23 protein-coding genes are annotated in these 22,131 nt (G+C 48.5%); 5 read left to right on the forward strand and 18 right to left on the reverse strand.

The window, feature by feature from the left end; translation table 11 throughout:
• Positions 1-118: 118 nt before the first annotated feature.
• The 11 genes from FGI41_RS07815 to FGI41_RS07865 all read right to left on the reverse strand — a co-directional run bounded on the left by FGI41_RS07815 (position 119) and on the right by FGI41_RS07865 (position 11,706).
• Positions 119-4,282, reverse strand: coding sequence for a P-loop NTPase (locus tag FGI41_RS07815; protein WP_139489398.1), 4,164 nt, complete (start codon positions 4,280-4,282; stop codon positions 119-121).
• A gap of 68 nt (positions 4,283-4,350) precedes the next feature.
• Complete coding sequence (locus FGI41_RS07820; protein ID WP_139489399.1) at positions 4,351-5,409, reverse strand: flavin-containing monooxygenase; 1,059 nt, start codon at positions 5,407-5,409, stop codon at positions 4,351-4,353.
• Positions 5,410-5,439: 30 nt separating this feature from the next.
• The gene (locus tag FGI41_RS07825; protein WP_139489400.1) at positions 5,440-5,808 is read right to left on the reverse strand and encodes an ArsR/SmtB family transcription factor; all 369 of its coding nucleotides are present in this window, start codon (positions 5,806-5,808) and stop codon (positions 5,440-5,442) included.
• 46 nt (positions 5,809-5,854) lie between these two features.
• The gene (locus FGI41_RS07830) at positions 5,855-6,979 is read right to left on the reverse strand and encodes a cation diffusion facilitator family transporter (RefSeq protein ID WP_139489401.1); all 1,125 of its coding nucleotides are present in this window, start codon (positions 6,977-6,979) and stop codon (positions 5,855-5,857) included.
• Positions 6,980-7,128: 149 nt separating this feature from the next.
• Positions 7,129-7,410, reverse strand: a complete 282-nt coding sequence (locus FGI41_RS07835) for a YkuS family protein (protein WP_139489402.1) — start codon at positions 7,408-7,410, stop codon at positions 7,129-7,131.
• Between the two features lie 19 nt (positions 7,411-7,429).
• Positions 7,430-7,591: a YqzE family protein gene (locus FGI41_RS07840; RefSeq protein ID WP_139489403.1), complete on the reverse strand. Its 162-nt coding sequence runs from the start codon at positions 7,589-7,591 to the stop codon at positions 7,430-7,432.
• A 20-nt stretch (positions 7,592-7,611) separates the two neighbouring features.
• Positions 7,612-8,133, reverse strand: coding sequence for a shikimate kinase (locus tag FGI41_RS07845; RefSeq protein ID WP_139489691.1), 522 nt, complete (start codon positions 8,131-8,133; stop codon positions 7,612-7,614).
• Positions 8,134-8,156: 23 nt separating this feature from the next.
• Positions 8,157-10,031 (reverse strand): stalk domain-containing protein, encoded by a 1,875-nt coding sequence (locus FGI41_RS07850; protein ID WP_255298367.1) that lies wholly within the window; start codon positions 10,029-10,031, stop codon positions 8,157-8,159.
• A 115-nt stretch (positions 10,032-10,146) separates the two neighbouring features.
• The gene (locus tag FGI41_RS07855) at positions 10,147-10,452 is read right to left on the reverse strand and encodes a YbjQ family protein (protein ID WP_139489404.1); all 306 of its coding nucleotides are present in this window, start codon (positions 10,450-10,452) and stop codon (positions 10,147-10,149) included.
• A 21-nt stretch (positions 10,453-10,473) separates the two neighbouring features.
• Positions 10,474-11,235, reverse strand: a complete 762-nt coding sequence (locus FGI41_RS07860) for a LamB/YcsF family protein (RefSeq protein ID WP_139489405.1) — start codon at positions 11,233-11,235, stop codon at positions 10,474-10,476.
• 123 nt (positions 11,236-11,358) lie between these two features.
• Positions 11,359-11,706, reverse strand: coding sequence for a YlbG family protein (locus FGI41_RS07865; RefSeq protein ID WP_139489406.1), 348 nt, complete (start codon positions 11,704-11,706; stop codon positions 11,359-11,361).
• 83 nt (positions 11,707-11,789) lie between these two features.
• Here FGI41_RS07865 and FGI41_RS07870 point away from each other — a divergent pair, with 83 nt between their 5' ends.
• On the forward strand, positions 11,790-12,110 hold the full coding sequence (locus FGI41_RS07870; protein WP_139489407.1) for a hypothetical protein: 321 nt from the start codon (positions 11,790-11,792) through the stop codon (positions 12,108-12,110).
• A gap of 30 nt (positions 12,111-12,140) precedes the next feature.
• On the opposite strand, the gene FGI41_RS07875 is transcribed toward FGI41_RS07870, so the two are convergent.
• Both FGI41_RS07875 and FGI41_RS07880 read right to left on the reverse strand, forming a co-directional pair.
• The gene (locus tag FGI41_RS07875; protein ID WP_139489695.1) at positions 12,141-12,590 is read right to left on the reverse strand and encodes a YlbF/YmcA family competence regulator; all 450 of its coding nucleotides are present in this window, start codon (positions 12,588-12,590) and stop codon (positions 12,141-12,143) included.
• 86 nt (positions 12,591-12,676) lie between these two features.
• A complete protein-coding gene (locus FGI41_RS07880; RefSeq protein WP_139489408.1) occupies positions 12,677-14,671 on the reverse strand; it encodes a hypothetical protein in 1,995 nt (664 codons plus the stop codon).
• A gap of 68 nt (positions 14,672-14,739) precedes the next feature.
• Between FGI41_RS07880 and FGI41_RS07885 the strand changes: the two genes are divergently transcribed.
• Positions 14,740-15,204: a protease complex subunit PrcB family protein gene (locus FGI41_RS07885; protein WP_139489409.1), complete on the forward strand. Its 465-nt coding sequence runs from the start codon at positions 14,740-14,742 to the stop codon at positions 15,202-15,204.
• A gap of 68 nt (positions 15,205-15,272) precedes the next feature.
• On the opposite strand, the gene FGI41_RS07890 is transcribed toward FGI41_RS07885, so the two are convergent.
• The gene (locus FGI41_RS07890) at positions 15,273-15,812 is read right to left on the reverse strand and encodes a hypothetical protein (protein WP_139489410.1); all 540 of its coding nucleotides are present in this window, start codon (positions 15,810-15,812) and stop codon (positions 15,273-15,275) included.
• 117 nt (positions 15,813-15,929) lie between these two features.
• On the opposite strand from FGI41_RS07890, the gene FGI41_RS24825 reads away from it, so the two are divergent.
• Positions 15,930-16,070: a hypothetical protein gene (locus FGI41_RS24825; RefSeq protein ID WP_176560178.1), complete on the forward strand. Its 141-nt coding sequence runs from the start codon at positions 15,930-15,932 to the stop codon at positions 16,068-16,070.
• Positions 16,071-16,239: 169 nt separating this feature from the next.
• Here FGI41_RS24825 and FGI41_RS07895 read toward each other — a convergent pair whose 3' ends face one another.
• The 4 genes from FGI41_RS07895 to FGI41_RS07910 all read right to left on the reverse strand — a co-directional run bounded on the left by FGI41_RS07895 (position 16,240) and on the right by FGI41_RS07910 (position 19,951).
• Positions 16,240-16,935: a glycine-rich domain-containing protein gene (locus FGI41_RS07895; protein ID WP_139489411.1), complete on the reverse strand. Its 696-nt coding sequence runs from the start codon at positions 16,933-16,935 to the stop codon at positions 16,240-16,242.
• 214 nt (positions 16,936-17,149) lie between these two features.
• Positions 17,150-17,653: a Crp/Fnr family transcriptional regulator gene (locus tag FGI41_RS07900; protein WP_139489412.1), complete on the reverse strand. Its 504-nt coding sequence runs from the start codon at positions 17,651-17,653 to the stop codon at positions 17,150-17,152.
• A gap of 351 nt (positions 17,654-18,004) precedes the next feature.
• A complete protein-coding gene (locus tag FGI41_RS07905; RefSeq protein ID WP_139489413.1) occupies positions 18,005-19,069 on the reverse strand; it encodes a MerR family transcriptional regulator in 1,065 nt (354 codons plus the stop codon).
• A gap of 441 nt (positions 19,070-19,510) precedes the next feature.
• Complete coding sequence (locus FGI41_RS07910) at positions 19,511-19,951, reverse strand: CBS domain-containing protein (protein WP_139489414.1); 441 nt, start codon at positions 19,949-19,951, stop codon at positions 19,511-19,513.
• 170 nt (positions 19,952-20,121) lie between these two features.
• On the opposite strand from FGI41_RS07910, the gene FGI41_RS07915 reads away from it, so the two are divergent.
• Positions 20,122-20,466 carry a YugN family protein gene (locus FGI41_RS07915; protein ID WP_139489415.1) on the forward strand — a complete coding sequence of 115 codons (345 nt, stop codon included), beginning with the start codon at positions 20,122-20,124 and terminating at the stop codon, positions 20,464-20,466.
• A gap of 63 nt (positions 20,467-20,529) precedes the next feature.
• Positions 20,530-21,690: a putative lipid II flippase FtsW gene (gene ftsW / locus FGI41_RS07920; RefSeq protein WP_139489416.1), complete on the forward strand. Its 1,161-nt coding sequence runs from the start codon at positions 20,530-20,532 to the stop codon at positions 21,688-21,690.
• Positions 21,691-22,131: the final 441 nt, after the last annotated feature.

The following is a 22,131-nucleotide window of genomic DNA, read 5'->3' on the forward strand; positions in this document are numbered from 1 at the left end:
ATGCCGACAGCCTAACTACTCACTCAAATTGACTAAAGACTTGACGAAAAAAGCTGACAGCCCCAGATTTTACGGGTGTCAGCTTTTTTCATTGACAAAGATGTTAATAAGCTTCTATCTATGCGTCTTCCATTACATAGTATGTCCAATACATTGCTAACTGCCCAGACATCCCGTATGCTCGTTCAATACGCGAAAGCCAACTTTCAAAGAAAACCCTATCCCCTGGGTTATCTGTACGTATATCCAGAACATCAACGATTCCCTTTGCTAGTTCAAAAATGATAACAAGATTATCTGGAATGGAAGGATTATTTTCGTACTCCGTTATCACTTTAAAAACAATACCCAGTGATGAAAAAGCTTTCTGTATTGACTCGATAATACGTTCACTTATCTCGGATACATAGAGCTGATATGCCTCCCTCATTTTGGGATTAATAACATTTAAAGAGGATACATCAATGACATGATTAAGGAGTAACATAACATGATTTAACTCCATAGTCATGCTATTAACAATTTCTGTCCGAGGATGATCCCATAAACATACATTTAGATTAAGCAACCATTCCTCAGTAATTTCAACAGGGAAATAATTCCACCACTTTGACTCATAATCATCTTTTGCGAGTTGAGTAAGGAACGGTATTTGCCAAACTAATTTATTAACTTTCTTGCCATCTAACAATGGGACAACTATTATATACTGCCATTTAGTCTCGAGTGTAAACCTCTGCAGTCTGTTATCTTCTTCTAGACTAAGAGCATTATTAACTGCTTTATATACCAAGTTTAATGAATCTTGGTCTATTGGTATACCTTTGTGGTTGACCCTAATACATATGGCGTTTTTTCCTACGTATTTAACATCTTTTGCTATTAACGACAGTTGTCTAGCTTCATTCGACGAGCACTTCAGTTCTTCTTTTAGCTGTTTAATGAATTTATTCGATCTATGTTCAAATTCATTTATTAATGCCTCGGAAGAGTTTCTTACAATTCGTTTTGGATGAAAAGTAAAGTAGTACCAAATGGGGGTAAAACGAGTTAAAATGTGCTTTTCTTGCTGTTCAAGATGCCTTAAAACCTTTTCATCTACAAGATGCTTAAAGTGACTATTAAACTCACGCTGAAGTTCAAACAGCACTGTACATGCGTCGGCTAAATTGACCATTGTTAGGGGTATCACATCAGTGCGAATTCCTTCTTCCTTAGCAATTTGTTCAACCTGTTGCAAATTTTGTCCTCTACCGACAAAAGGGTTATAAAGCAGTGCATGAAAACACTGGTTAAAAAAATTAGAAAACGAACTGGTATAGCTCCTAAGTGTATTGTTGTAAGATATATACCTTTCGTTAGCAAGTGTTTTTTTGCTTAATGCTGTACCATTGTTTCTTTCCTTCTGTTCCTTTCGTACATCTTCTGCAAAACCCCATTCGTCAACAGCTACCTTAGGAAGATCCGGGATTTTTTTAAGTGAGTTTTTTAACTTATCAAATTGGTCGATATCTATACGTTTATGAGGAAGATCTAGTTCCGATCGTCTAAAGTATTCCTTCAGCGCATCTTCCAACTCCTTGCATTGAATAGCAATTGTTCTACGAAAATCCATAATCTGATTCACATAATCAAACCATGTTTTCTTCCGTATTTTATTAACGATGAGACGGCGGAAAGTTCCATTTACATCTTTTGACCATTCATTACCAAGATTTTCTCTTTTTATATTCTTTACCGATTCATCCATCTCAACAGGCAAGCTAACTAATCGATGACCATACCCCTTAGTAGCATATGCATCATAATAAGGGAACAACCTATGTAACAGATCGAGTCTTTGTAATGTTTCAGAATGTACAAAATTATCTCTTTGTGTGTTCTCTTTTTCAGATAACGGTTTCACCTGAGGCGCCCTATCCATTTCAATAACAAAATGCGATCTGATTGTTGAACCATCTTCCTCTAAATGGAGAGTAAAAGTATCGTTGCAATATTTTTCAATCAGTAATTCTTTATTAGCATGAAGCCACACCATGAAAGTATCTGGTTGTACCGAGTAGAACCCATAAGTTAAGTACGACAAAGTCTCTGTTGTAGTTTCAAGGAGAGCTTGATCTAAAAATTCTACCTGAAATATATCTGAAAGAGAGCAAATTAGGTTCAATTTGCCTAACCAATACCCACAATATGCTAGTCCTCTCCAATCATTCTCATCCATAGTTGAAACAGAACAAGGTTTACGTGTAATCAGCCAATTTTTCACCAAATCGAAGACACGATCTTTACTTGTTTGGCGGGATTTAAGCATAAATAGGTTATTGAGTTCATTTTTAGGTATTAAGTTCTGAAACGCATTTAAAAACAGATTAGATGAGCCAGGAACAGAGTTTGTAATATCAATGTCTACTATACCAATAAAACCGTCCCCGAATTTATCCAAGACATCATTTATAAATTCCTCGTTCTCTTGAATATAACGAATTAAACCAAGCCAGATAAGAGAACGGACTACCCCCGCATAACCTGTCCAGCGATACGGAGTATATTCGGAAAGACTTTTAAGCAACTTATCCGTTTCATCCTGCCTGCGTGAGAACGAATACAATAAGAAGCCCTCAACGTCCTCCTCATGTATAAGAGCCAAACAAGATTGGGCAGCCTCATCCCATGGTACAAATAAAACTTCACCTAACTGGCTAACCAAGATTTCCGAACGAATTGGGTGAAGACCTTGAACCAACATAGATTGATTAGTAACCCGAATCAGGTATTCATTTTCCAGCCTTCTAAAAATAGTTCCGGGTACCTTTATATCAAGATACTTAATCAGGGGTTTTACTTCAATTCGTGATTCAAACGCAGAAGCAACAGCAACCAAATAAAGAAGATGAAGTATAGATGGATTTAATACTCCGGTTTCTACTTCTTTTTCAAGATACATAATCTGCTGATGGAGGCGTTCACGGAGAGTCGTTCCCTGAGATACTAAGTATACGAACTCCAAAAGGGGTCCTTCCCCGCCAAAACGCTCCCAAGCTTCATCAAAATTTAAAAACGTGGACAAACCCTTGTTCTCTACAAACGAATGGTAAAGATTCAAAGCCTCTTCTTTCGTTAAAGCCAAATCAATCTCCTCAAAAGAAAATTCATATCCTGTTACACTAGCTTTCTTCCAATCCTCCTCTCGTACAGTCACGAGAATACGCATTAGCGGATGTGTTGACAATTGTCTAACTAGTTCTATCCAATCAATGTCAGCTGGAGAAACATCAAGATAAACAAACAACGGGATCCCCATTGCATTGGCATGACCAATGAGTGCTGTAGCTAGACTTAAAGCGTGCTTTTTATCTTGGATGCATTGGATTCGAAAGCGCCACTCTTTTGGTAAATAATCTTTCAGGAAACGGTAAGCCAAGGTTGACTTACCTTGACCGGAAGCACCGTGAATAAAAACAACCCGTTTTCGGCCAAACAGCTCGGAGATTTTGTTAAGTTTATCAGTTCTACGCAGATCCAAGTTAGACAAGATATGTTCATAACGAGTAGACACGCCTTGATAAAACTCTTCTGTCAACTGGATTCGCATATCTTCACTAATTTCAACGTCCTCAATTGGAACAATTACCGTCCCCCACTCTTTATGATGAGCCGCACGTTCAGAAAGGAATCTACCTACACTATTGATTTTTCCAATTACGTCCTCTCTAGTAATTCGTTGCTTATTTTCAGAACAAATATACAACCAAAAATTAAGCATTTCAAAAGCACGTTCTGGATCTACCCCGGTAGCCATTTCCTTAAGTTTAGCAAATACACTTTCTAGAAGTTCTAGCTCTCCCATTTGTTCAGCGGTAATTCTAGAAAGCATTAAACGTGCCTCAGTCTGAGTGGTAAAACCATGTTTACTAATTTTCTTAGCAACACTATTAAGGTTTTTATTATCTCCATTAAGCGCTCCTTGTAATTCTGGTCCAATCAGTCCAAAACTGAAGATTTTAACCTGCATATCAGGATTTGTTTTAATCTGGGGCGCAATTCGATTAAAAAAAGATAGTGGTTTTTGAGGTTCAAAATTAGAAAGCGTCAGCGGAGTGCTATAGGCTTTTATTTGTATAACCTCTTGGCTCTTTAGGGCTTCGTCATATATCGTTAAATCCTCATTTCCCTCTGGCTGGAATACCAATTGAGATCCTACTGGTACTTTTAGGATACGGTATAGTGTATACAGTGCTTGCAGACGATATCCTCGGTACGCATGAGTTGCATCTGTCGACATTACAGAATCCTCTCCTAAATGGTTTTTATCCATTATCACATATCAGTATTTATTTACCAATAAATACATTATGTACCCAAGCATGCCACCACATACTCCGCATCCCGCCCCACTCCCCCAAGCAGTGCAGACCCCCGCCGATACTGCCACGGCAGCCCTACAAAATACAGACCTTCCACCGCACTTACCCCGCGATGATGCAACAGCCTGCCATCCTCCCCGAGCAAACCCGGTAGATCGACCCACGCATAATCACGGCGAAATCCCGTCGCCCAGATGATATTCGCCACCTCTTCATTCGTACCGTCCGCAAAAGAAACCCGTTTGCCATCTGCTGATGTTGATACAGCCCGTCCCTTTTCCACCACGTCCCCACTCTGGCTCAGACGGCGAAGCTCCTCGCCATATCCAAAGATCGGATCAGGCTGCCTACTGAGCCACTTGCCAATCCGGTGCTCGATGGTGACGGACAGGAAACCGATTTTTTGCAGATACCAGAAGATGTTTCTCCCCCACAAATATTGCGGCAGATAACGGCGGGGCTGTCCTGCTGAGAGTATGACAGGGTGAGTCTGGGCCACCTCGATGGCGATCTGTGCACCAGAATTCCCTGCGCCGACGACTAGTACCGGACCAGGCTGTAATTGCCTTGGGTTCAGATACTCGGATGTGTGCAGTTGTGTCACAGCCTCATCGATCTGCCCAGCCCACGCCGGAATCGCTGGTGTAGAAAAAGGACCTGTGGCGATCACCACTTTTTTCGCGTGATACTCCCCAGCAGTCGTATAGGCGATGAATCCTGTCTCTGTTTTTGCCAAGCGCTGTACGGTCGTATTCGCATGGATCGGCAGGCTAAAGTGGCGGGCATAGGTGTCCAAATAGTCCGCCACTTCGTTTTTGTCAGGAACGCCGTCAGGGTCTCCGGGGAAGGGCAAGCCAGGCAGGCCGTTCATGCTTCGCGGTGTAAAGAGAACAAGTGAATCATAGCGTTTCCGCCAAGTGTCACCTGCCTGATCGAGACTATTGAGCAATACGCAGGACAGTCCGTTTTGCCTGCTCAGATAGTATCCTGCCGCTAATCCCGCCTGTCCCGCTCCGATCACCAATACATCGTAGTCCCTGTTCATCCCGAATCCCCTCACTTGCCCCATCTTTTTTTAATGCCCGCTTTTGCATTCCTGAATATGCTCGACCCCAGCCAAAATCAGATGCTTCACATGATCGTCGTCTAACGAATAGAAAACGAGTTTTCCTTCCTTCCGTGACTTCGCCAATCCCATGTTGCGAAGAAGACGCAGGTGGTGGGACGTATTCGCCATCGTAGAGCCGGTGATGTTGGCGACATCGCAGACGCACAGCTCCTGCTCCAGCGCCAGTGCATAGATGATCTTCGCCCGGGTGTCGTCAGCGAGCGCCTTGAAGATCTTCGCGACGCCCTCCGACTCCCCAACCCGTGGTTTGACGCGGTTGACCTTGGTTTCGTCCAAGCATGGAATGTCACAAGTTTCTTCTGTATGATCAGCCATTGAGACTTTCACTTCTTTCTTGAAAAAATAGTGGAGGAATCTTTATCTAGGCATGAACGTGTGCCGTCTGTTGACCCTTGCCTTGCTTGCTGCCTGTCGCCGCGTGGTCGTGGCTGCAGCCTTTGCCATCTTTGTGGTCGTGCGCATGATCATGTGCTTCATGGCTGTGATCGTGACCATCGTGACTGTGGTCGTGATCATGATCGTGGTCATGACCCGCTGCATTCGGCCCGGTCTCACATGTCATATCGCCATGCTCCACGCTCGAATCCTCGATCTGAATCGTCGCATGCGTAATCCCAAAATCCTGCTTCAACACCTTCAGCGCCTGATTCAACACGCCATAGCTCGTTACTCCGTCCTCGACCTGCAGATGGCAGGTCAGGGAATCAAAGCCGGAAGTAACAGTCCAAATATGCAGATCATGTACTTCTTTTACACCAGCGACACCGGCCAATGCTGCGGATACCTTGTTCGTGTCGATATTAGACGGTACACCCTCCATCAGCACATGCACAGAATCCTTCGTCACACGCCATGCACTGGTGAGTACCAGCACCCCCACGATAATACTGATGATCGGGTCGGCAATATACCAGCCATACGCCCACATCAATAAGCCAGCCACAATCGCCCCGACAGAACCGAGCAAGTCACCCAGTACGTGCAGGAAAGCACTTCGCATGTTGATATTATTCTTCACATCGCCACCCATCAGGACGAATGCGACGACGATATTAGCAATCAGACCAACCGTTGCGATGCCCACCATAGTCAGGCTGGCAACCTCCTGCGGTGCCCAGATCCGCTCCCATGCTTCATAAAAGATATAAAGCGAAACGAGAACCAGTGTGACCCCATTGATCAGAGCTGCCAAGATTTCAAATCGATAGAACCCAAACGTCTTTTCCTTCGATGGCTTCCGACTGGCAAAATACATCGCCATCAGGCTCAAGAACAGGGCAGAGGAGTCACTGAGCATATGCCCCGCATCCGAGAGCAATGCCAAGCTGTTGGTCATAAAGCCCCCAACGACCTCTACAATCAAGAATACCGTGATAATCACGAGTGAAATCAAAAGCGCCTTTTTATTCGCACCCGCTCCGTGGTGGTGATGTCCGTGTCCATGATGATCGTGTCCGTGGTGAGAATGCCCATGGTGAAGTCCCATACTTAATCTCCCCTATTCCCTATTTGTTGTACCGATAAACCAATTATAGCCAATAACATTCAAACATTCAAGTACTTATTTGAATGTTAGGCAACAAAAAAACGGTGGGGTTCCCAGGCCATGTGGTGTCGGGAAACCACCGTTTTACGTTAGTCGCGGACGCGTGGGGTTTGACTGTGGTTGTAAGGTGTTAAGCGTTCATTTACCTCATGGAACACTTCCATGGTAGTCAAGCCTCTTGCAGAAATAACCGGCGCACCTGTGATCGATTTGTCCTCGATCCCCATGATGTTTTCATCCAAGCCGGTGATGACGACGCAATCTACAGTCTGTTGCCAGTTGCCGAGATTGACGACATCGTAGCCATTGTCACGAAGCATTTTGCTGACATCTTTAAGCGAATGTTCAACCGCAACTTTTCCTCTTGACATGTCTACCTCCGTGATGTGTTTATTTTTTGAGGTAAAGCTTGATGGACATCGGGATCACGCCGAACCAACGCGAGGTCCAAGATTCACGCTGAAGCTTCTTCGATCTGCGCTCTTCCTTCGGCGTCTCGAAATGATTGACATAATGCTTCACCATGTACTTCAAATAATCTTGGAATGACATCGCAGACCCCTCCTCAGGCATTATTGTTGCCTGAATCCGTCCGTTTCAACCATGCGTCCAAGAATTTCACTGACGATCGCATCCACTTCACGTCCGGTCGTCTCCACCTGCACCGGGGCAAAGTCATACGCCCCAGCCCGCTCGCGCAATAGCGTACGCACCCGCAGAGCGGCATCTCCGGCAAGCAGCGGCCGGTTGACATCTCCTGAGACCCGGCGGATGATCTCTTCCTCTGTCGCCGTGAGCGCCACGACCGTGCCACCTGCAAGCATCGCTTCCACATTGGACGGACGCAGTACAGCACCGCCGCCCGTGGTGATCACCAGACCTTCCTGATCCAATAGCTCCTGCAAAAGCTCTGCCTCTATGTCACGAAACGATGCCTCTCCCCGTTCGCGGAAGATCGTCGGGATATCCATCCCCGTACGCTCCACGATATACGTGTCCAAATCCACCTGCTTACGCTCCAGGCGCTTTGCCAAGACCTGTCCGATGGTAGATTTTCCAGTTCCCATGAAGCCAATCAAAATCACATTCGTCATTCCCATTGCATTTACCCTGCCTTTTATTTTGCTGTCACCGTTATTTTGGCGATTCGTTGCTCGTCATCATATCGCACCTGGTACTTCATCACATCGGAAAAGAATGCCAGCGGTACCATCGCCCGCTCCTGCACCTCAATCAGCGGCTGTTTTAAGGTGAACGGCTTGTCATTAAGCTTTCCTTTGTTGGTTTTGGCGTACAACAGCACATCGTTGCCGCCTGCTTTCAGGTTGATCCCGCCTTTTTCACGGGTGTAGGCGACACGATACCCCAGCCGCTCCATCACTTCGCGCAGCGGCAGATAGACGGTATTGCCGATTTTGCGCGCGGGAACAATCGGATAGTAGCTCATCCCGTTGATTTCGATGTTCACCTGATAATACTCGACCCGCATCGGAACGAACGGCTCTTGGTTAAGCTTCTGTACGTTAGGCACAAAATAACTGACCTTCGCCCGAAGAACATGGCCCAGCGCCTGATCCAGATGCTTGGGTCCGATCACCATCCCGTGGTAATTGCGCTGTACATTCTGCAAAAACGCACGGTAGCTCTCATCTCCCAGCTGTTCACGCAGGTTGTTGTACAAAAGCGCTCCGGTCGAATACCATGTCCAGTTGAATTCATCGCTGTTGAGCTGGGTCAATTGTTTGGCCAGTTTGCCATATGGGTACTTGTTCTGGAGGAATTGGTAGTCCTCCTTGTATTCGTTGAGTTCCTGCTGGGCCACCTGTTCACCGTAGCGTTGCTTCTTATAATGATACACGCTCAGCTCGACCAGACCCTCATCCAGCCAGCCATGGGTGGACTCCAGCGTCGCGATGCTGTTGTACCACCACAGATGGGCGATCTCATGCGGCAGCCAGTGATCGACCCGGTTGCCGTCATACATATCCCGTGAAAAAATCGCCAGGTTCGGATATTCCATCGCATAGACCGCATGGCGTCCTGTCTCAGCAATCCCTACACGCGGATATGGAAGCTCCCCGTACCACTTCGTGTAGACCGGCAACACCTCTTGGACGATGGTTTTGATCCGGTTGATGTTGGCTGCCTGGGTTGAGGCGATATCAACGGTCAGCCCGTTTACCTTGATCGTCTCCACCTTGTAGCTTGGGCTTCCCAACAGGGCGAAGTTGAGCAGCTTCTTGCCCCTGATATGCATCTGCTTGCGGCCATCTGCCAGCTTGGTCTGCTCCCCCGGCCCAGATGAGGTCACCCACTGGTAATTCCCCGGCGAGGTGAACATCACGTCATAATCCCCATAGTGAAAGACGAACGGATCTCCATACCCGATCGGCTTCGGCGGATCATACCACTTTTTCTGCGGGCTAAGTCCTCCCAGCATCGGATACCATGTTGTCAGCGTCCAGATGTCATCAGCTACCCCGAAGCGCGTAGGTGAACGCGGTACAGGCGTCTCGAATTGGATCGCGAGCGTGAGGCGTTTGCTTTTGCTGTCGGGGTTGTTCAGCACGATGACCGGATCACGGCGTTGATAGGTCAGCGCCTGTTTTCCATGCCAAATCCCTTTGATCTGAATCGGCTTCCATGTATAGCCATACACATATACGTACAAATCCTTGGTCTTAGGATTATCGAATTCCACGTTAACGGTCCCTTTGATCACCGCTTGGCCTGGGTCAAGCTCTGCATTGATCGTATAGGCAGGGTGCAGGTCGGTGACCAGAGATGGGAGCAATTGATCCTTTTGGAATGGATCAGCACCGCCCAAGGCGACAGGCTTGCCCGCCTCTTCCGACACCTTCAGCCATTCATTTAGCTTCGGCTCGATTTTGGGCCACTGAAACAAAATACCGCCTGCGGCAAACAACAGGAGAATCGCGATGCACATCAGTAAGCTGGTTCGTTGAATATTCGTCATGGATCCCGTTTTCATCTGCCTTCTCTTTGGTCTATCGTGAATAGCCAAATTGTATCACACTTCACACAAAAAGCGACCGTGGGAAGATTAGGACTTCTCCACGGTCTGATTGGTTCAACCATTCGATGATTTATTCTTGTATACGGACAGCGGTACCAGTCGCTGAGCAGGAGGCATATCCGTCCCCATACTGGAAGTCAAGGCGCAGGCCAATGATCGCGTTTACATGAGGGAGAGAGTCTGCCATTTTTAAAATTCGTTGCATGGCTTCTACTCTCGCCTCTTCCAGCTTGATTTCGATAGACGTACTACGATCGGTAAAAAAGCCTCCATCTGACGGCTTTACCCCTGTCTCCACTACTCCATGACCACTAACCACACCAATATATTGCAGAATATTTTTCCCTTGCAGGGTTTCCGTTGTTGTAATTAGCATCTGTCTTACCCCTTTTTCTGATTAATTCATTTCGATCGGCTCGATGCTGACTCCGTTTTGCTTTGCCCATTTATGTACTTCTATGAGGAATGACAGGCAATCCGGGCTTTCACTGTGGATACAGAGCGTGTCTGCGGCAAGCTCAATCTCGCTGCCGTCCACAGTCTCGACCATATGCTCCAGCACGAGACGGCTCGTCTGCTTCAGCTGCTCATCCTTGCTGATCAGCACGCTTCCTTCCAGATCACGGGGAGCGAGGCGGCCTGTCGGCAGGTAGGCACGGTCGGCAAACACTTCCTCCGCCACATTCAGCCCATGCTCCAGACCGATATGCACCAAGGCACTTCCTGACAACGCATACAAAATCAGGTCATCACGTACATCGCATACAGCGCGTACCACGGCTTCCGCCATCTCTGGACGCTCGGCTGCTTCATTATAAAGCGCACCATGCAGCTTGACGTGGTGCAGTCGGCCACCCAGCGCACGCGTCATGCCTTCGAGCGCGGATACCTGATACAAGACCAGTTCATACACTTCTTTCAGCGACAGGTTCATCGAGCGGCGGCCAAAGCCCTGCATGTCCGGGTATCCCGGATGCGCTCCGATCTTCACGTTGTGCCTGATTGCCCCTTCGATCGTACGGGCGATTACATGCGGATCGCCGGCGTGCACGCCACAGGCTACGTTGACCGAGGTGATCCATCGCATGATCCCCAGATCTTCGCCCCAGCGGGAACGTCCAAACTCTTCGCCCATATCGCAGTTAATATCCAGTTTCATTACATTCCTCACCTCAGTCATCTAATGTTTATTGATTGTGATGCTTGTTTGTTTATACCAAATCATATCACGAAACCTGTATAAAAAGAATAAAAAGCTACCAAAAATTAGGTAGCTTTTGTGTCAAGATGAGGCGTTCGCCGCATTTTTGCTTGGCAGGTCGATCAAGAGGGATTCGGCGATGGCTTTGAGCTGGTTTTTCTCCAGCTGGTAGTCGAACTCTTTCTGTTTATCTGGCTTCGCGTTATTGTATTCCGTTGGGATCTCATGACGGTGTGAGCGTTCCACCTTGAGCACGAAGTTGAGTCGCTCCAGTTCCCGCGTCACTTGGTCGATTTCTTGTTCGCCGACATACATCGAGACGTAGTTGAGGCGTTTGGAGACATAGTGGATAGTACCGTATTTGCGCAAGTTTTTCGCCAAACGTGGATGCTTGATCCAGACGGCTAGACCGATTCTTCTTTCTCGCATGGTGGATGTATGAGTCCCCTTCCCGATGAAATTACGCTATAATATAGGAATCATGTTGAAATGACAGGTGTGATGATACGTCTATGCTCGACATCTATTATGATAAGATACTTTCGGCTTTGCGTAAATATCCAGATTCACAAGAGCTGAACTGGCGCGAATTTGCCGGACAGCGGTTCTTGTATGTAAAATCCTCCGCGCAAGTACAGACACTGATGGAGCGTCTGCTTGGCGAAGGACAGATGACCATCGCGGGAACGAGGCTGTCGCTCGATTGCCAATACGTACGCTCCCAAGGGGATGTGCATGTGTTTCGCTATCGTCTGCTCGTTCCCAACGAAAAGATGTTCTGTTGTGCCAATGGCTGTCCGGATTGTACGCTGTACCGCGACCGCACGTTCTAGTCGGGTCACGCTGCACGGTCGAATCTTCGCTTACTTCTTGGTCTTACAGCCGCAGCTGCCGCCTGTACCGCAACCACTTGCCATCGCTTCGATGATCGGGTTGTTGCTCGGTACCTTGATCTCCGGAGAGACGGCATCAGCAATCGTGCGGCCTACTTGATACAGAAGCGTGTCGAGATTGATCTCCGCCCGCTTGAAGGCTTGCACAGTGTCGAGCATCTCCAGAGAGCGCTTCAAGTCACGTACATCGGTGGTCACTTTATTGAAATCAGGGTGGTACTTGCCGAAGCGTTGCACCTCTTCATATTGTTCCCTTTTGCGTTCAAACAGGGTGATCAGGCGCGCTGCCTCTGCGTCTTGATCCATCGCCCGTTTGGCCTGTAAATACTCGGCGACTTCGCGAGAGTTATTAATCATGGAGGCCAAGTCGTCGGCGTATAATATCAACTCCGCCATATCAACGGTTTCTACGGTTGGCATCATCTTGCAAAGCCCCCCTTTCTGTGTTGTTCCCACCTATTGTACCACGAAAGTAACGTTTTTGTCGTCTTCCCGTACACTTCCAGCTATACATAATTTGGCAGGAGAAGCCGTACGCGTCCAATCTCGTCAAGCTTGACCTTGTGCCGCTTGCGTTGCTCGGTCTCAAGCGTCACGATCCAATAGCCCATCTCCACCTCGATGTTGTGGGTCGTTCCTTTGTATTCCTGACCGCTCCTAAGTTCCAGCTGGGTGGTAAGCTTAAGCTCCCTAGCACGACGGAACAGGTCGCGCAGGGTCTGCGGGTGATAGGATTGATAGTGGGATGTCCACATCTTGGGCAGCATCGCCAGCTGGGGCATGCTGTCGTATTGATCAGGGAAGACGTTCTCGATCCGGTAGCCGGTCCATGGGTTCTCGGCTTGGAAGAGGCCTGTCGTCTCGGTTTCTGCTTCTATCTCATGTTCTGCGAGAGCTGTGACGGCGTCTCCGTCAGCTGAGGATTCCCGATCAGCCTGGAGTGATTCCACAAGCGGGGTAAACCGCTCGATCTTGCCTGCCTGCGGCTCGTATCCGCATTGGCGTAGGCGCTCCATCAGGTCGGCCTCCTGCTCACACGGGATGAGGAAGTCGGTGTCTGAGATGACCTCGGTCAAAAAAGTCTGGAGCATCGGCAGCTGTTTGAGTTCATCTAATAGACGCGGATTGGCGGTGCGGACGCGGACAAGGGTCTGAAAGCGGATTTGCCGTGCATTTTGTCCCCATTTTTCCACCAGTTCAGTGATGCTCTCAGGCAATGGATACGGACAGTTCTCCTGTAAAAAGGAAAGAATCTGCTCCTCGCTGCCGCCATTGCCAATGTACGTCTGAACCTGCCCGGACGTGAGCACACAGCGTACCATGTCGCCGTCAAAATTCAGTTCACCCAAGCGGCCGATCTGCCACATCCGTGTGAGCGGCACAGTCGGCGGGATGATGACGGTTCCTGTAGGCTCCACATACCATTGTCCCTGCTCCACCTCTGCGTAGATGACGGTCGGATTCCACCGCCAGCACAGACCTGCTTCGGGATGCTCGCCCAGTTCGACACAGCCGAAGCCAAGCAACGGATGAAGCCACCAGTTGCGGAGCTGCTCTTGTGCATCTGAGGGGATCGTGTAGCCTTTTACTCTTAGCTGCTGTAAGCTGGCCTCTACCGCGATCCATTCACTGTGACTGATCCGGCGCATTTCGCTGACGAAGGCTTCGATCCACGCTTCCTTGGGCAGATAATCGGAGATGAGCAGCTGCATGATTCTCTCCCAACGCTCCACCTTTTGCATGGACAGCCATTGATCTACTATTGATTCAGACAGGGCTAATCTTTTATCCTGTATATACAACAGACGCATACGAAACACTATATCCAGTAAGACCGCAAGCGAGGCAGGATACGCTTGGCGCACCTCGGCGGGAAACCGCTCCGTGTACAAGTGTCCCACATGCTCGTCCAACATGCTGATCAGTGGCATTATGCGCTGAATCATTCTGCGGTGCAGCTGGTTTTTTTGCGTGAGCTTCATCTCTTGATCGCGTACGAACAACAAGAGAGCGACGATATCCAGATGAATGCCCCGCCCTGAGATGACATCATAGCTTAATGTCTGAAATGATCCGATCGAAATCACATCCGGCTCGGAGGAGTCCTGCTGTTGGGACATGATCTGTTGACCCAGCGCGTGACGCACCTCCAGCGGCATCATATAACCCACTTCACTCCACATCTTGCGGACCGTCAGCACCAGCCCCAATCGTCTGAGTCCGGTCAGCCCCCACGCCAAATGCGCCTTGTCTGCTGTGAGTTGATCCCACTCTTTTTTCCGGTAAAATCCGTGTGATGATTCCAGAATGAACAAGCGAGCCGCTTCCTTCTCCACGTCCCGCAAACCAGCCCAGAGTGCACTGAGAAACGCTTCGTCCACAAGTCTGCCGCATACGTTCAGGTCACGCCACGAATCGTCTGTGAGGCGGTTGTCCTGTTCCTGTTTGATATGCGAAATCGTTGATGCGGACAGCATCTCGTATCCGGCTTGTACACGCAAGATTGTCTCACCTCTTTTTACCCAGACCCATTTTGTGATTACTTGATTACTTGGAGGGATATTCCATAATGAAAAACATGAAAATGATGATGATATCGCTGTTCGCTGTAGCGTTCGTGTTCATGGGTTGCCAAGCACTGCCACAGGCAGATGCTACGGAGAAAACAACGGAGAACACGGCTCAACAGCAAAGCAACGTGACAGATAAAGCAAACGCACCAGCCTATGAGCTAGTTCAAGCTCCATACCCGGCTGACGTCGATCAAGCCTTGGAGCAGATCCGCAAGCAAGGCGGTTACAAGGTCGTCCCTGCAGCAGATCAAACCTATGTCGCCATCGGACTTGGTCAGCGCAACAAAGGCGGCTTCAAGCCTGTCATCAACCGAGTGGAAACGGCTAATGGCGTAACAACGGTCTATGTCAGCGAACAGAAACCAGCGGACGGTGCGATGACGATCCAAGTGATCAGCTATCCGACTGCGGTGATCTCCCTGCCTAAGACATCAACCACCATTAAAGTCGTTTTCGCCTAAAAAAGCAAGAGCAGAGGTGCTTAGCCGCCTCTGCTTTTTTGCTGTCTATTTGACGCTATCTCCACGGTTTATTTCACTTCGATCGTAAGCGTCTTTTTCACGCCGTAGGAGCTGTGGTCGTTGTTGGCAAGCTCCAGCATGATGGTGTGTTTGCCTGCAGGAACGTCTTTGTATACATACGTGCTGTCAAAAATCTTAGCTACCTTTTTGCTGTCCAGATAGAGGTGGACGTGGCCCTCACCATGCTTGTTGTCCTTGCCCATGTTCTCCAGAGAGAAGCGGAAATTTTTGACGGTGAGATTCAGGTGGAGATCATCCCCTTGAAGCTGGTGCTTCACTTCAAAGCTCGGCTGGGCTTGACTCGGGCTTGACGCACTGACGGTGACAGCCTCTGGCTGCTTGGCGCTGGACTTGTCATCCTCTGTCTTGGGTGATGTGGCTGATGGTTCTACCGATTGGGCCTCCTGCTGTTTGTGGGCATGCTGCTCTGCACCTGCGTCGGGCAAAGACTTGCTCATATGGTGATCGTAGTAGAATAGGGACGCTTCCACGCCAGCTACAATGATGAGTCCATACATGAAGCGTTCCATGATGCGTTTCCAGTTCATCGAGACACACTCCTTGTTTTGATACGATTGGTCTAGTAGGTAGTGTGTCCGTTTTTTTGGTGTTTTATTGGTGTGCGGAGCAATAAAATCGTATTTCTTTTCTAGGAGGTGATCCTAATGAAAACGAACAAGCACTTCCCAAACAACACCGTTGACCAAAAGATGCGTGAGACCTTCTCCAACGATCCAAAATCCGGTGGGCAAAGGGATTCAGAGCTCCAAGTACGATTGGAGTTCCTAATCGTGATAATTCGATGATATAAATGATCTCATAATAAAACTCCCCCTGTTGAGAAAACAGGAAGGGAGTTTTTCGTCACTGTGACTCTACTTTTCAATCGCTTATGTGATATCGCTTTTTTCTGTTCAGAATTGAGGAATTGATAGGACACCGGTTTCTTCAAGCATAGAGCTAAAGTCGGGACATTTACGCTTGTGGCGCGGATACTCCCAGGCAGATTTTCGCCTGTGGCGTTGCTGAACCCAGACAGATTTTCGCTTGCGGTTCCGGCGTTCCCAGACAGATTTTTGCTTGCGCTTCCGGTGCTCCTAGACAGATTTTTGCCTGCGCTTCCGGCGTTCCCAGACACACTTTTGCCTGCGCTTCCGCCGCTCCCAGACAGATTTTTGCCTGCGCTTCCGCCGTTCCTAGGCAGACTTTTGCCTGCGCTTCCGCCGGCGCACTTGGGGATGCTCCGAGCAAAGTCTGCTCGACGCGCTCCAGCAAACGCATGGTTCTCACGGTCAATTCATTAAAATATTTCTCGCCGAATTCCGCTTCGTACAGGCTCATCGTCGACTCAAAAACATTATTCAGTGTAGGCCGCTCCTCCTCTGGTCTCCCAAATCCACCATAGTGGTCCATCAAGCCTCCGAGATAATTCATACAATCATGATAATAGCTGCGCGGGTTCATCATATGCAAATGCCACATTTCATCAATATCGTGGCTCGGAGCAAGCGGCTGGTGAGGGTATTTCGAAGCCAAATAGAGGAATCTACGATAACGCTCCTCGATCTTTTTCAGCGACTCGACATCCATCACTCTCAGAACACCATCGCTTTTCAGTGCCGTCGCTACAAGATCCGCAGTCAAAACAGGCAATTGTACATCCGTTACCATCTGAAATCACTCCTGTTATTGTGATTGTTGCACACAGTTACTTTATTTTGTTATATATACAGATATTAACAATTAATTTTAAATACTTTGAAATTTTTAAAGAATATTATCCGTTGTTTATGGGAGCATTCTACCGTATTAGGCTCATCTATACAAAAATACTCCTTTCGCATGGAAAGGAGTTCTTGGTAGCTCTTGTATTCGATTGCATGAATTATGTGGAGTATCTCTGCTTCAAAATCCGATTGACCGTCTCCCGCCGTACCCCGATCAGCTGGCCGATCTCCTCTTGGGTCAACACCTGCGTCAGATTAGACTCCGGGAAATACGAGCCAAACCATGCCTCCAACAATTCCAGCCGTTGGATCGGCGCGACGGCGGTGAGCATGTCGATGCGCTGTTGCATCATGCGCAGCTTGGTCTGTAACAGCATAGCGACATCGCGGTACTGCTCTGGATTCTCAGCCAGCCGCTGGTACCATTCCGCTCCAGGGATCACCTCGACCTCGCTGGTCATCAGGGCGATCGCGGTGCCGTGGTAGTCTTTTGGCGATATCAATGAGTGATGCGGGATATACTCTCCCGGCACGATAATATTGAACAAAAACTGACTGCCGTCCTCCTGTAGCCGCAGTACTTTGAACAGCCCGCTTTTGACATGGTACAATGGGCCTGATTCGCCTTGCCGGAACAAGACGTCCCCTCTATGTAAAATCACCCGGTTCACTCCTCTGCAAAAACTCTCTTTTCTCTATGATTGTAACAAACTTGTCCATGTCAGACAAAAACGACCTGCCAGAATAGTAGGTCGTTTCTATATGGGCGGATTAGTCGCGGTCACTGAGAAAGAAAAACAGCACCACTACAATGATGATAATCCACAAAATCTCCTCGTTATCGCCACCGAAGCTGTCGAAGAAACCCATGTGAATCCCCCTTTCCTCGTGTACGCTACAGCCTATGCCCGAAGCGGGCGATGTGTTACACGAGGGGAGCGCCGTTTCAGTACCATCCGGGCCCACTGCATAGGGATAAGCGGACTCCCCGATGAACTCCTCGTTGCAAAAGCTTACTTCAGCCATCCCACAACCAGATGGACGTAAGGGGTGAGTTGTTCGACTTGTACCGTAAAGCCTAACTGCCGGGCGGCCTCACTCAAGCGGGTGCGGTCGGCATAATGCTCATCTTCGATCGACTCTACGGTGCTGTGTTCCCCGCGTTGCTTCAGTTCATCTAGCTGTGCGGATCTGCTCGCTTCGTCGGCAAACATCAGATCGGCAATCGCAAAACGGCCCCCCGGCTTGAGTACCCGCTTGCATTCGGTGAGCGCCAGAACCTTCTGCTCCTCGGTCAGATGATGCAGAGCGTAGGTGCTTACAACAAAGTCAAACTGGTGATCCAAATACGGCAGCGCCAAAAAATTGCCCAGCTTGGTCTCGACGCTCGGGTTCTTTTCTTTGCAGAGCCGCAGCATCTCGGTTGACTGGTCGGTGGCGGACATCTGACGTGTCAGATGGGTAAAGCGTTTGACCAGATTTCCCGTACCAGTACCGATATCCAGACCATGCTCTTCTGCGGCGGGTGCTGTGATGGTGACGACACGATCCAGCACCTGTTCATAATTTTCATGCGGTTTGAATCCATTCTGATCTGACTCCTGCTGTCGGTTCACCATGTCGTCATAGGTCGAAGCCATCCGGTTAAAATCCCAACGGTCCACCCACTGCTGACGGGTCTGACGCAGGCGTTTATTCCCTTCAGCCAGCGTATAGAGTGCCGACGGATCAAGTGCCGCATCCTCGCGCAGCTTTTCAATCATCGACTCGGTCGTCTGAATCATATGCTTGAGCTCTACCCAACGGTCATACATATAAGAGCGCTGCAGCTCCAGATACGGCAAAATATCTCCGCCATCCCGGCCGGTGGTTTGGGACAGTACCTTTTTGATCCCGTCAATCGACATCCCCACCTCCCGCAACGCAATGATGGTCTGAAGACGCCATGCTTCCTCCTCCGTAAACGTGCGGTAGCCTGACTGATCTTCCTTGGCTGGAGAAAGCAGTCCTTTTTGCTCGTAAAATCGGATCGCTCGTGGTGTGATTTGCAGACGATCGGAAATTTCTTTGATGTGCATGTATGTCATCCCTGCCTGTTCGTTTATGTGTTCTTGGTATCATCATAAACGTTGACGTTACGTTAATGTAAAGTGGGAGATTCGGATATTTTGTAGGGTTTTGGTTTTTCTATTCTTTTTGTTATCTAATGGTTCCGCTGGGAGAGACGACGGCTTGCAAGCAGCGAGCCTCTTTTAAAACCTGCTCAGTGGAAGAAAAAGAACGAGCGATCTTGCTTCCTTGCATATGTCCAGGGGCAACCTCTCCGTTCGAGTCCGCTTCCTCGAACCCTTTTGCACCGGTCTTAGCTCGTTCTTTTTCTGAGCGGCCAGTGCTAACACCTCGCGGGTTTTAAAGAAGGCGAGCGGATTGCAAGCCGTCGTCTCTCCCTTCCCCCCAATCAATGATAATAGAAAAAACACACCCGAGCAGTACCCGAGTGTGTCCCATTAAAATTAAATTTATTGTTGATGCTGACCAGTTGTCTCAGAAATCACAGCAAGCGCTTCGCCCGCTTCGTTTTGAAGCACGTTGCGTACTGCAAGGTCACCGATGGCTACGATCCCCACCAGCTTTCCGTTATCCACAACTGGAAGACGGCGGATTTGTTCTTTCGCCATGAGGCGTGCTGCATCATCCGCAGTCATTTCAGGAGTCACCACGACGACACCTTTGGACATCACATCTTCTACCTTTGCAGAGCCTTCGCGTTTTTCTGCCAGGCCGCGAACAACGATGTCACGGTCGGTGATGACACCCACAACGTCTTTTTCTTCATTAACAACTGGAATAATCCCTACATTCCAGTCTCTCATTTTCACCGCTACTTCATATACGTTATCGAGCAAAGTTACAGTGGAAACGTCTTTGGTCATGATTTCACGCACAATGCGTTGAGCCATTACAAATCTCCTCCTTCCAAGATATCGTTTGTATTGTCTCCTGACGCATCTTTTTTCATGCAAAAATGGAGTTCGTGACAACTTTGTAGACATTTCTGCATTGGCGATTGCACTTATAGCAAAAAACTACTATCATAAGAGAGTGAATATCCTTGAGGAGTGAAGACTAGATGTTAATTAAAGATACAGGCATTGGCAACCTCGAAGGTACGCTCGCTGACCTTGATCATGCTTTCGATGCCATCGGTTTTTATCGTGGAGCTTGGGATTATGCTCACGCTACATATGACTTCAAAATCGTTGATAAAGGTCAAGCTTACTACCTCCGTATTCAGGGTCATGCGATCGAAGGCAAGCTGGAAGATCCAGATGCAATCCTGAAGCTGGAAGAGCCATTCTTGGGTAAACACCTCTTCCCACACGGTCTCGACTACGATGCACCAATGCCAGACCCAGTTCTCAACATCGCGAAACAAAAACTTGCGGCTCTCAAAGAAAAACTGAGCAGCCACTAATAAACCAAACAGAGAGGAGAGCTTCGCGCCTCTCTGTTTCACGTAAAGGGGGTATTTTCTCCGATGAAATCACGAGGCGTCCCTGATTTCCTGCTCTTGATTCTTGCCTTTTTGCTAGTAGGCTTCGGGATTACCATGGTGATTAGCTCCAGTTACATCTACGCCTCAACTGGTATTTATACTTTCAAAGGATGCCCCACAGAACTATGCGGCGGGGACGGGCTGTATTTTGCCAAAAAGCAGATCATGTGGGCCATTATGGGGCTTGTTGGGATGTTGTTTGCGATGAACGTCCCCTTTGCTTTCTATAAAAAACGTTTTTTTGCGATTGGATTTACGAGTATCCTGATTCTGCTGATGGTTCTGATTCCGGGGATCGGTAATGAAGCCAACGGGGCCCGCTCCTGGATTAAAATCGGTCCGATGAGTCTGCAGACTTCAGAGTTCGCCAAGCTTGGGCTGATCCTCTATCTCTCTGCCATTGTTGCCAGAAAAGGAGACCAGTTCCGAGATTTCAAAAAGGGTCTGATTCCTCCTTTGGTCATCACGGCTCTGTTTTTCATCTTAGTGGCCCTGCAGCCTGACTTGGGTACGGCGGCGATCATGCTCGGTACAGCCGGGGTGATTCTTGTCGCTGGCGGTGCGAGGCTGTCCCATCTGTTTATACTGACAGTTCCGCCTTTTGGCCTGATTGTGACCACCTATATCCTTACCAAAGACCACGCGCTGTCCCGTGTCTTATCGTACACTGACCCGTGGAACGATATGCTCGGCAGTGACTACCATCTCGTTCAGTCGTTCTTCGCGATTGCGCGGGGCGGGATGTTTGGATCTGGTTTTGGTCAGAGTTTGCAGAAGTATCTGTATCTGCCAGAAGCACACACGGACTTTATCTTCTCGGTGATTGCAGAGGAGCTGGGTTTCCTTGGCACTTGTCTCTTCCTCCTGATTTATATTGCATTTTTGCTGCGCGGGATTTTTATCTGTCTCAAATCCCAGGACACGTTCGCCAGCCTCGCTGGGGTCGGCATCGTCGCGATGATCGGGATTCAGGCGATGATCAATATCGGCGGTGTCACGGGGACGATTCCGATTACCGGGGTTCCGTTGCCTTTTGTGAGTTATGGGGGGTCCTCCCTGTTGGTATGTATGATCGGGACAGGCATTCTGCTAAGTGCTTCGCGTGAAGTGAACAAGCAGAAGACTGTGGGGAATAATGCGTAAAAAAAATGAGGCTGTCGACGGATTGTGGTCGGCGGTCTTCTTTTTTTGATTCATACTCCGGGAGGAGTGTGGGGAGTGTGAGGAGCATCTGTTTTCCAGTCGCCTTTCCCTCACTTCGTTCAGCCGGTCTCCTTACAAACAGATGCTCCTCACACTCTCTTGCTGGCCTGCAGGAAAAAGAAGAAGAGGGCGTCCAGCTATCGTGGGGAGCCGTGTTATTTTTTACACATATAGAGGTGAATGGGAGGAAAAAGAAAGGACGATTCGACTTCTTCGAATCGTCCCAGGGGAAACCCCTTCGTTTGCTTCAGCTTCTTCGAGCCTTTTTCCCCGTACGTAGTCCTTTCTTTTTTTGGAGCGGACAGTCTTGACCCCTTTGGGTTTTTAAAGAAGGCAAGCCACTTGCAAGCTGCCGACTCTTCGAACTAAGCATAAACATCT

It is taken from the genome of Brevibacillus dissolubilis, assembly GCF_006170445.1.
Classification (GTDB): domain Bacteria; phylum Bacillota; class Bacilli; order Brevibacillales; family Brevibacillaceae; genus Brevibacillus_B; species Brevibacillus_B dissolubilis.

Coding starts and splice junctions, on each gene's coding strand:
- FGI41_RS07815 (WP_139489398.1), bottom strand. CDS start 4,282: ATGTCGACAGATGCAACTCATGCGTACCGAGGATATCGTCTGCAAGCA.
- FGI41_RS07820 (WP_139489399.1), bottom strand. CDS start 5,409: ATGAACAGGGACTACGATGTATTGGTGATCGGAGCGGGACAGGCGGGA.
- FGI41_RS07825 (WP_139489400.1), bottom strand. CDS start 5,808: ATGGCTGATCATACAGAAGAAACTTGTGACATTCCATGCTTGGACGAA.
- FGI41_RS07830 (WP_139489401.1), bottom strand. CDS start 6,979: ATGGGACTTCACCATGGGCATTCTCACCACGGACACGATCATCATGGA.
- FGI41_RS07835 (WP_139489402.1), bottom strand. CDS start 7,410: ATGTCAAGAGGAAAAGTTGCGGTTGAACATTCGCTTAAAGATGTCAGC.
- FGI41_RS07840 (WP_139489403.1), bottom strand. CDS start 7,591: ATGTCATTCCAAGATTATTTGAAGTACATGGTGAAGCATTATGTCAAT.
- FGI41_RS07845 (WP_139489691.1), bottom strand. CDS start 8,133: ATGACGAATGTGATTTTGATTGGCTTCATGGGAACTGGAAAATCTACC.
- FGI41_RS07850 (WP_255298367.1), bottom strand. CDS start 10,031: ATGAAAACGGGATCCATGACGAATATTCAACGAACCAGCTTACTGATG.
- FGI41_RS07855 (WP_139489404.1), bottom strand. CDS start 10,452: ATGCTAATTACAACAACGGAAACCCTGCAAGGGAAAAATATTCTGCAA.
- FGI41_RS07860 (WP_139489405.1), bottom strand. CDS start 11,235: ATGAAACTGGATATTAACTGCGATATGGGCGAAGAGTTTGGACGTTCC.
- FGI41_RS07865 (WP_139489406.1), bottom strand. CDS start 11,706: ATGCGAGAAAGAAGAATCGGTCTAGCCGTCTGGATCAAGCATCCACGT.
- FGI41_RS07870 (WP_139489407.1), top strand. CDS start 11,790: ATGCTCGACATCTATTATGATAAGATACTTTCGGCTTTGCGTAAATAT.
- FGI41_RS07875 (WP_139489695.1), bottom strand. CDS start 12,590: ATGCCAACCGTAGAAACCGTTGATATGGCGGAGTTGATATTATACGCC.
- FGI41_RS07885 (WP_139489409.1), top strand. CDS start 14,740: ATGAAAAACATGAAAATGATGATGATATCGCTGTTCGCTGTAGCGTTC.
- FGI41_RS07890 (WP_139489410.1), bottom strand. CDS start 15,812: ATGAACTGGAAACGCATCATGGAACGCTTCATGTATGGACTCATCATT.
- FGI41_RS24825 (WP_176560178.1), top strand. CDS start 15,930: ATGAAAACGAACAAGCACTTCCCAAACAACACCGTTGACCAAAAGATG.
- FGI41_RS07895 (WP_139489411.1), bottom strand. CDS start 16,935: ATGGTAACGGATGTACAATTGCCTGTTTTGACTGCGGATCTTGTAGCG.
- FGI41_RS07905 (WP_139489413.1), bottom strand. CDS start 19,069: ATGCACATCAAAGAAATTTCCGATCGTCTGCAAATCACACCACGAGCG.
- FGI41_RS07910 (WP_139489414.1), bottom strand. CDS start 19,951: ATGGCTCAACGCATTGTGCGTGAAATCATGACCAAAGACGTTTCCACT.
- FGI41_RS07915 (WP_139489415.1), top strand. CDS start 20,122: ATGTTAATTAAAGATACAGGCATTGGCAACCTCGAAGGTACGCTCGCT.
- ftsW (WP_139489416.1), top strand. CDS start 20,530: ATGAAATCACGAGGCGTCCCTGATTTCCTGCTCTTGATTCTTGCCTTT.